The organism is Schwartzia sp. (in: firmicutes) (assembly GCF_978017985.1).
Window position 1 is genome coordinate 1 of the sequence record NZ_CDXDFU010000001.1, and the last position, 9,746, is coordinate 9,746.

The window sequence follows — 9,746 nt, forward strand, 5'->3', positions numbered from 1 at the left end:
CCCCAGCTTATCGAGGGTGCTTTGTTTCTTTTCTGACATAAATACCCCTCCTAATTTTTTGAAACCGTCCTTAAACAGGAAAGCCGTATACACGTATCCCCAAAAAGGATACGTGTATACGGCTTCGTTGCACGGTTTATTATTTCATATTGTAACACTTATAATCGGAAATGTCCACCCCTAATGGAAAAAGCTGTAAATGTCTTTCTGTCAAGCACTGATTAATTCTTCATAAAAGAAGGACGGCCTCGTAGGAAGCCGTCCCTTTGCATCATTTCTCATCTTTTTTCTTTATATACTTCTCCGCTTCCTTCTGCGGCATTTCCTCGTAGTGTGAGAACTCTACGCTGAAGGAGCCTCTGCCTCTCGTCTGCGCGCGAAGGTCTGTAGCGTATCTGAACAGTTCCAGCGCAGGTATCTGCGCCTTGATTTCGCTCATGTCGCGTCCGTCGTTTTCCATGCCCATGATCTTGGCGCGGCGCGCATTCAGCTGTCCCATGACCTCTCCCATGAAATACTCAGGCGCGCTTATGCGTACGTTGAATATCGGCTCAAGCAGTACAGGCGACGCTTCGAGAACAGCCTTTTTGATGGCTATTGCCGCGGCAGTCTTGAAGGAGGCCTCCGAGGAATCCACCGTATGATAGGAGCCGTCAGTAAGCTTTACATTCACGTCCACTACAGGATAGCCCGCGATAACGCCCTGAGCCAGTGTTTCCATTGCACCCTTTTCGACGGCAGGAATAAATGTCTTCGGCACTGCACCGCCAACAATCGCGTCGGTAAAGGTGTTTCCCGTTCCCGGCGCAAGGGGCGTAAGCTCAAGGAATACGTGTCCGTACTGACCGTGGCCTCCGCTTTGTTTTTTGTGCTTTCCTTCAGCCGTTGCTTTTTTGCGGATAGTCTCGCGAAGAGGTATAGCAGGCGCGGAGAATACCACGTCCAGCTTTGTCTTGCGTTTTACTCTCTCCTTCAGAATATCTATCTGCACTTCGCCAAGGGCACGGACAAGGATTTCCTTCGTTTCCTTGTTGCGCTCGACAGTGAGTGTCTGGTCGCTTATCTGCTCTTTTTCCAGAGCCGCTACCACCTTTTCTTCGTCCTCTTTTTTCGTGGCATGCGCTGCCATTATAAGCATTGAAAGCGGATAATCAGGAGCCTCATAGCGTATCATAGCGTCCTTGTCGCAGAGCGTATCTCCCGTGCGCGTGTCGGCAAGCTTCGTGGTGCCCACTATATCGCCTGCCATGGCGCGGGACAGCTTTTCTTTACGGCCCGCAATCGTGGTGAAGAATCCGCCGAACCTTTCCACGACGCTGCGTGTCGGGTTCGCCGCGCTCATATCGCCGCTCGCTTCTCCCGACCAAATCCGCAGATAGCTTACGCGCCCGCTTGGCTCCACCACTGTCTTAAATACCTGAGCGGAGAATTCTTCATTTGCACGACGCTCGACTATATCTCCCGTTTTCTGGTCTGTTCCGATTTTTACGGTCTGCGGCTCGGGCATGTATGCGACCATGCCGTTCATGAATTTACGTATGCCGAGCACCATAGCCGCGGAACCGCAGAATACAGGGAACACCTTTCCTGCCGCTACGCCCTCGGTAAGAGCTTTTCCTATATCCTCCTCGGGAATATCCTCGCCGTTGAGGAATTTTTCAAGCAGCGTATCGTCGAAATCTGCAAGGGCCTCAACCAGCGCCTGACGTGCTGCCTCTACGTCTGCAGCCATGTATTCCGGCACTGTCGTATCCAAATGCTCCGCGTCATGGGACATGATTCTTCCGCTCAATGTGAGAAGGTCTATTGTACCCTGGAATGTGCGCCCCTCGCCTATAGGCATCTGCACAGGGACAACGCCTTTGCCGAAACGGACACGGAGCTCTTCCACGACACTCTTGAAATCCGCATGCTCACGGTCCATTTTGTTGATGTAAATCGCACGGGGCATCTGCTGCTGTTCCGCCAGACGCCATACCTTTTCGGTTTCCACCTGTATGCCGTCGGGAGCGGAGATTACGATGAGCGCGTTGTCCGCCGCCAGCATGGCGCCCCTCACTTCGCTGAGGAAGTCGGGATATCCCGGTGTATCAAGAAAATTCAGCTTACAGTCCTGCCACTCCATCGCTGCCAGCTTTGACGTGATGGAAAACCGCCGCGCCGTTTCTTCGGGCTCGGTATCATAAATCGAGGTTCCCTCATCAACACGTCCTACGCGGCTTACCGCGCCCGTCTTGAAGAGGCATGCATCCAGAAGACTCGTCTTGCCGACCTGACCATGTCCCAGTACAACGATGTTCCGAATGTTCTTTCTCGCATATTCCTGCATGCTGATTCCTCCCGTTCGATTATGTAATGATATGTATATTATTCGTGAAATTCTAAGAAATCTCCTGCTTTTATATGCAAATTTAGTAAAAAAGACTGCCGCACACATTGTACGGCAGCCTGCTCACATCACAATATTTTTTTACTGTCCCCCCGCCAGCTTCATGCGCACGATGCGGTGGAGGGATTTATCAAGGCGTTCTGCTGAAATATGTCCTTCCTTTACTGCATTCAGCAGGGCCTGATATGCTTCTTCCATGTGTTCATATTCATGGCATACAAGCACGACATCTGCGCCGGCTTCCACTGCCATGACTGCAGCCGTTCCGAATCCGTATTTGGCTGAAATAGCATCCATTTCAAGGTCGTCCGTGAAAACAACCCCGTCGAATCCGAGCTTCTGCCGGAGAAGTCCTGTTATTACCGCCGGTGAAAGGCTCGCCGGACGTTCACGGTCCACGGCGGAATAGATGACATGCCCCACCATGACAGCGCAGTTTCCTTCGTTTCGTCCCGAAAGCACATTGCGGAAGGGAATCATATCCTCTGATTCAAGCTGTGCCAGCGGAGCATCTACGACAACCGTGCCCTTGTGCGTATCCTCACGTCCTTTTCCGATACCCGGGAAATGCTTCAGCACAAAGGAAAAATGCTCCTGGGTATATCCCGCTGCCGCCGCGTTTCCGAACATGGCGACTCTTGCGGGGTCTTTGCTATAGGAGCGCTCGGGGGCAAGCCCCAAATCAAGCACGGGCGCAAAATTAAGGTTAATTCCGTAGGAACGGAGAGCTTTTGCGGTCTTTACCGCCCACACGCGCGCCGCGGCGGTTTCCTCACCTTTGCCGAGCGCTTCCTGAGACGGCGGCGGTTTTATATGGTCCTCAAATCGTGATACATAGCCGCCCTCCTCATCAATACAGATGAAAAGCGGCAGTCCCGGGTGGTGCGGGTCGAGAGCCTCCTGCGTCTCCTCGTTTTTTCGCATAAGGCTGCTTGTCAGGGCACGCACCTGCTCAGGAGCGCGGAGATTTCTGTCAAAAAGGATAAATCCGCCGAAATGATTTTTTGTTATGAAGCCTGTTGTCTGTTCATCAAGAATAGGCCCCTGCAGGCTTCCGACTATGAGCTGACCTACCTTTTCCTCTACAGGCATGCGCGCTATTATACCGTCAATCTGTTCCGCGCGGCTCATGGGGTGTACATTGGGGCTGGGTCTTACACATCCCGTCAATGCGACAAGCATTCCTATCGCGCCAATCAATATCCAGATTTTATAGTGCCTTAAATTAAAGTTTGACATGGCAGCCCCCTATATTGTCTGAAAATTTACCAGCCTAAAAAAAAGGCCCCAGGATGCGGACCCGGGGTTCGCGGGACAAATTCCCACGTCGATTAGTACGACTTGAATATAACACAAAAAGACATTTGTTGCAAGATAAAAAGAGGCCAAATTCCGCGGTAGTTTTGCGCTCCGCAGATTTAGCCCCAGCTTTTGCTGCCTGTAAAAAACATACATCAGACTCTATACATTTTTCCGTCAAATGTAAGCGCGTCCCTGGTGGAATTTTTCACGGTGTAAAGTGCCCTGTCGGCCTCCTCAAATACCTCGCTGTAGCGGCGGTGTCCTTTGTATGCCTCGGCAGCTCCTATGCTGACCGTAACCCCCGCTTTTTTGCCGTTCGATGTGATGTTGCGTGTTGCCAGCATGAGGTGCTCAATGTCTTTGAGGAACTCCTCCCGCGGCATATTCAGAAGAACTCCCATGAATTCATCTCCGCCAAAACGCCCCAGTGCGGTCGCATCGGGGAAAATTTCCTTCAGAAGGTTCGCGTACGCAACAAGAACTTCATCACCGTACTGATGGCCTTCCGTATCGTTAAGCCCTTTGAAATTATCCAAATCCGTGATGAAGATGATAGCTTTGTCAAAGTTATTCATTTCCGAAAGCGCGATCTTCGCGGCAGCGTGAAATGCGCCCTTGTTCAAGAGTCCCGTCAGCTTATCCGTCTCGGCATCCTGCTTGTAGTAGTCCCTTGCCTTCGTGAGAGAACGGATACGCTCCAAAGCCTCCTTCAAAAGACGGTTCTTTTCGCGGAGCACCGTGTTTTTGGATTTTTCTTCGTTCGCGCGGTATACGAGGAACAGTCCCAATCCCGCAAAGAAAAGTATAATCGCCACAATGAGCGTCACACGAAAGGGATATTTTTGAACCACATACCTAAGCGAAAGCTCAGGCTCTCCGTTTTTCTCGATAATGCGTTCCACCTCTTCAGGAGGAATCCTTAGGAATGCCGTGTTCAAAACAGACTGCAGTATCTGCGAAGCCTGAGGGGATATCCCTATTCCTACAGGAACATTAATCCGTGTCAGCGGAATGATATCTATGTCCGGGCGAAGCGCCGTACTGCTGTAATAATCCAAAAGCTCGTTTGGAACGATGGCACATGCCACCTCATTCATCTCCACCGCCCTCAGGCAGTCCCTCACCATGCTGTACTCCACAATTTCCGCATTCGGGTAGTGGTTTTCCATGAATTCTATGACACCCGGGAAAACTCTGGGGACCGCGATTTTGCCGTAGCCGTTTGCTTCCCAGTCCATTCCCGTGCGCACCACAATGACAAAGGGCTCTTTTCTCAGTGTGTTTGTAAAAGCCGCCCCCTCCGGAACCTTCATATTCTGATACACGGCAAAAATCAGGTCTGCCCTGCCTGCATCCATCAGCTTTAGGGCAGCCTCCTCGTCCTTTGCCTCTATGAATGTAAATTTCAATCCTGTATCGTCCGATACTGCCTTCATAAGGTCTACATAAATGCCCCAGGGCTTTTCCTTTTCATGCGACACGTCAAAGAGAGGCGGCACATAAGGCATAACAACCACCCTAAGAACAGAGGCTGACTTTATGTAGTCAAGCTCCCTCTCCGTATACTTCACAATATGACGCTGCACCGGGTCAAGGTAGTCCTTCTCTATTCCCGTTTCAAAGGAAGGGTTCAGTATCTCGCTGTCGAGAATGGCATTATTTACGCTGTTCAGCAGCTCTTTTTTCTCCGCCACGGTCATAAACTGCTGCCGTACCACATCAATATCAAAAAGCCAGCGCTCGTTTTTGGTGATGTGGCTGCCGTCATCAAGTACAGCGTCAACCCCGCCCTCGCGGAGTGCCTTCATCATCTGCGAAGAATCCCTGTAATACACGGGCTGTACTTCCCAATCGAATTTATTCATTATATAGAGCAGCTTTATATCGTACGCGCCATGCTTCAGCATACCCACACGGCAGCCGCGCATGGTTCTTTTGTCTTCCACATTGAGCGTCGTATTGTCCGCACGGGTATAAAGGGACAAAAGCCCGTAGCAGGCAAAGCCCTCGCTGAAAATAAAGCCGTCCTCACGGGCCGCATCTATTTCTGTCACGGGCACCATGAAATCAATCTCACCCGAACGCAGCATACGCTTGGCGTCCTCAGGAGCGAGCTCATACAAGGAATAACGCCAGTTCGCCTTGCGGGCGATTTCGTCCAGATATGTCTTTGTATATGTTCTGAGCAGCTTTCGGCTTTCTATGGTCTCGGGCACGCTGTTTTTCACAATCCCGATATTCACCTTACGCATTTCCGCGCCTACACTGCCAAAAGACAGCAAAAAAACAGCGAAAAGAAGAACCATGCACACGTACAGTCTGCGCATATGCTTTCCTCCTTCCGCCGAAAAACATTTCTATACATAGGGGGATATACTCTCCCGAAATATAGAATTCGCCGTAAATATTAAATTTCCTGCAAAGCAGATTACAGGCAGCTCAAAAAACATTTCTCCAGACCGTGAACACGGCAAACGCTGCCAGGAGAACCTTCCATATCCACGGGGAAACCTCCGCCCTTCTGCCTGTCTTTATCCAGTGAGCCTCGTCGTACGCGGTTAGAGCCAGAATAAAGGGCCCTGTGACAAAGAGCATCTGATTTGCCGCGAAGGCTCCCGAAATATCCCCTGCAAAAAGCGCAAGAAACATATCAGTAATGCCGCAGCCAGGGCACAGAAAGCCTGTCAGCGCATGAAACGGACACGGAATGCTCAGTCCCGTGAGCTTTATAAACGCAAAATAGGCGAGCCCCAATAAAAGGAGCCCGCCGTATTTTTTCAAAGCGTCTTTCCTGCGCCCTGATTCCATATCTTATCCCTGCGCGGTCGGAAGATTTTCGCCGCGTGCAACAGCCTCGTCGAAATCGTAAAGATCGTTCAGAGTGCTCTGAATCAGCGCCTCACTGACGATAGCAAGACCGAAGAATGCAAACAGCAGATACATGATGCTGTCGTTTCCGTCCACGTAGATGCCGCGGTTGCGCTTCGCCTCTTCCAGAGTTGCTCCCATCTTATAGAGCCAGTAGAAGAAGTAGATACCGCAGGTGACGAAAGTATAAATACATGCCATGCCGCCGGAAGCCGTTGTCTGACGGCCTGCCGCCTCGTGGCACTCGTTGGTCATTGCATACAGCCAGTAGATACCGTAAAGTCCGCATGTGATGATAGAAAATACTACAGCCTTAACAATTCCTCTTTTTTCCCAATGTCCTTCCAATGGTCATATCCTCCTTACTGATCCGGCAGATTTCCGGCAAAATTGGCAAACCGCGTAAATTCCTTATCAAAGTAGAGACGTACCGTGTCGATAGGGCCGTTTCTGTGCTTGGCAACAATGACCTCGGTAACGTTCTGCTGCTCTGTTTCTTTATCGTAGTAATCCTCACGGTAGAGGAACATAACAATATCCGCGTCCTGCTCAAGAGAACCCGACTCACGAAGGTCGGAAAGCATAGGCCGCTTGACCTGACGGGACTCAACGCTTCGCGAAAGCTGCGAAAGCGCTATGACAGGAACCTTCAGCTCTCTTGCCAGCGCCTTCAGGGAACGGGAAATCTCCGAAATCTCCTGCTGACGGTTATCGCTGCCCTTCGAGCCACGGCCCGACATGAGCTGCAGATAGTCGATGACAACGAGAGAAAGTCCGTGCTCTGCCTTGACACGGCGGGCCTTGGAGCGAAGCTCCATTACCGTGATGCCCGGTGTATCGTCGATAAACACAGGAGCATTCGTAAGCCGGTCTGCCGCCGCTATAAGATGTTCCCAGTCCTCGTCATTCAAATCGCCGTTTCTAAGACGCTGAGAATCTATGGCACCCTCGGAGCAGAGCATACGCTGTACAAGCTGCTCCTTGGACATTTCCAGCGAGAAAAAAGCTACAGGCTTGTCCAGATGCACCGCCACATATGAAGCGATGTTCAGGGTGAACGCCGTTTTACCCATGGACGGACGTGCCGCCACGAGAATCAAATCAGAGGGCTGAAAGCCCGAAGTGAGCTTGTCCAAATCCGTGAAGCCCGAAGCAACACCCGTAAGAGCACCCTTGTTGCCGGCGCGGTTCTCTACCTGCTTGAAGGTCTCTATGACAATATCCTTCATAGGGGTAAAATCCGCCGAATTCTCACGGGCCGTAACATCAAGAATACGCTTTTCCGCACGGTCCATGACAGTATCAACGTCGTCACTGTCCTCAAACGCCCAGCCTGTAATCTCCGAGCCCGCGTTTATGAGCTCGCGGAGCTCCGCCTTTTCGCGGACGATCTTCGCATGATAGACCACATTCGCCGCCGTCGGGACAGCATTCGCAAGGGCGGTAACACCGGCTACGCCGCCCGCCTTTTCAAGCATATCCGATTTTTTAAGCTGCTCAGTAACCGTAATCATATCCACGGCGCTGTCGTTCTGAAAAACAGCCATGATGGCCTCAAAAACGACACGGTGCGCGTCACGGTAAAAATCCTCCGGCCGGAGGATTTCCATCGCCTCGATAGCAGCCTCTTTCTTTATGAGCATCGCTCCGAGGACGGCCTGCTCCGCTTCTATACTTTGCGGTGGTACCCGTTCTATCATAACTTCACCTTTTGCTTATTTAATGACTTCAACGCCCATGTACGGCACGAGAGCCTCCGGCACGATGACGGAGCCGTCCTCCTGCTGATAGTTCTCAAGGATAGCGGCCACAGTACGGCCGACCGCAAGTCCGGAACCGTTAAGGGTATGAACAAATTCCGGCTTATCCTTCGGTGTACGGCGGAATTTGATATTTGCACGGCGTGCCTGATAATCAAGGCAGTTGGAGCAGGAGGAAATCTCACGGTAGCAGTTCTGTGCCGGCATCCATACCTCGATATCGTATGTCTTTGCCGATGTGAAGCTCAGATCTCCTGTGCAGAGAGTACCAACGTGATACGGGAGCTTCAGAAGCTGCAGAACTTCCTCTGCGTCATGAATCATGCCCTCAAGCTCGTCCCAGGACTCTTCAGGAAGAGCGAACTTGATAAGCTCTACCTTGTTTAACTGGTGCTGACGGATAAGACCGCGGGTATCGCGGCCTGCGCTTCCTGCCTCAGCACGGAAGCTTGCCGTATATACTGTATAATGCTCAGGCAGCTTTGCGCCGTCGAGGATTTCCTCGCGGTGGAAATTCGTTGCCGGAACCTCAGCCGTCGGAACAAGATACTGGTCCAGTCCCTCGAGCTTGAACATATCCTCGGCGAATTTCGGGAGCTGCCCCGTACCAACCATGGAATCACGGTTTACGATGTAAGGCGCGAGCATTTCCGTATAGCCCTGTTTTGCATGCAGGTCCATCATGAAATTGATGCAGGCACGCTCAAGACGTGCGCCAAGACCTTTGTAGAACGTAAAGCGTGCGCCGGAAACTTTTGCTGCGCGCTCAGCATCGAGAATATCAAGGTCAGAACCGATATCCCAGTGAGCCTTCGGCTCAAAGCTGAACTTCTTCGGCTCGCCCCATTTGCGGATTTCAGGATTCTCCGTATCGTCCTTTCCGATAGGTACATCTTCCTTAGGAATGTTAGGAATATGAAGAAGAATATCCGTAAGATTCGTCTCCACGTCCTTGAGACGTGCGTCAAGCTCCTTGATTTTGTCTCCGACTTCGCGCATTTCAGTGACGAGAGCATCCGCGTTCTCGCCGTTCTTTTTCATTACGCTGATTTCCTTTGAAGCCGTATTGCGCTTATTTTTGAGCGCCTCGACCTCTCCAAGAATCTCGCGGCGTTCTTTCTCAAGCTTCTCAAACTCATCAAGAGAGAGAGGATTGTGACGGTTTTTCAGCATCGTCTTTACAACGTCCAGATTTTCACGGACAAACTTCAAATCCAACATATCATTTAGCCTCCTATCGACGGCCCCAGCCATCGAATTCATTACAAAAGTATTCTTATATTATAATGCCTTTAATCAAAGTTTGCCATAGGCAAACTCTCCTCAGCAGCATTTCATCAAACGAAGTTTGATATAACGCCTTGAATCATGTTTTGCCAACGGCAAAACAATCCTATTATGCGTTTCGTTTCTGTTAAGTAATACTA

Annotated in this window: 7 protein-coding genes; all 7 read right to left on the reverse strand. The window is 50.9% G+C overall.

Annotated elements, in window-relative coordinates:
* Positions 1-271: 271 nt before the first annotated feature.
* Entirely contained in the window at positions 272-2,329 is a 2,058-nt protein-coding gene (locus tag ACY69O_RS00005) for an elongation factor G (RefSeq protein ID WP_462331423.1), read from the reverse strand.
* Positions 2,330-2,470: 141 nt separating this feature from the next.
* A complete protein-coding gene (locus ACY69O_RS00010) occupies positions 2,471-3,628 on the reverse strand; it encodes a glycoside hydrolase family 3 N-terminal domain-containing protein (protein WP_462331424.1) in 1,158 nt (385 codons plus the stop codon).
* A gap of 215 nt (positions 3,629-3,843) precedes the next feature.
* Entirely contained in the window at positions 3,844-6,018 is a 2,175-nt protein-coding gene (locus ACY69O_RS00015) for a transporter substrate-binding domain-containing diguanylate cyclase (protein WP_462331425.1), read from the reverse strand.
* Positions 6,019-6,130: 112 nt separating this feature from the next.
* Positions 6,131-6,499 carry a DUF2752 domain-containing protein gene (locus ACY69O_RS00020; protein ID WP_462331426.1) on the reverse strand — a complete coding sequence of 123 codons (369 nt, stop codon included), beginning with the start codon at positions 6,497-6,499 and terminating at the stop codon, positions 6,131-6,133.
* Positions 6,500-6,502: 3 nt separating this feature from the next.
* Complete coding sequence (locus ACY69O_RS00025; RefSeq protein ID WP_462331427.1) at positions 6,503-6,907, reverse strand: DUF4234 domain-containing protein; 405 nt, start codon at positions 6,905-6,907, stop codon at positions 6,503-6,505.
* A 14-nt stretch (positions 6,908-6,921) separates the two neighbouring features.
* On the reverse strand, positions 6,922-8,259 hold the full coding sequence (dnaB, locus tag ACY69O_RS00030; RefSeq protein ID WP_462331428.1) for a replicative DNA helicase: 1,338 nt from the start codon (positions 8,257-8,259) through the stop codon (positions 6,922-6,924).
* A gap of 15 nt (positions 8,260-8,274) precedes the next feature.
* Entirely contained in the window at positions 8,275-9,540 is a 1,266-nt protein-coding gene (gene serS, locus ACY69O_RS00035) for a serine--tRNA ligase (protein ID WP_462331429.1), read from the reverse strand.
* Positions 9,541-9,746 lie beyond the last annotated feature (206 nt).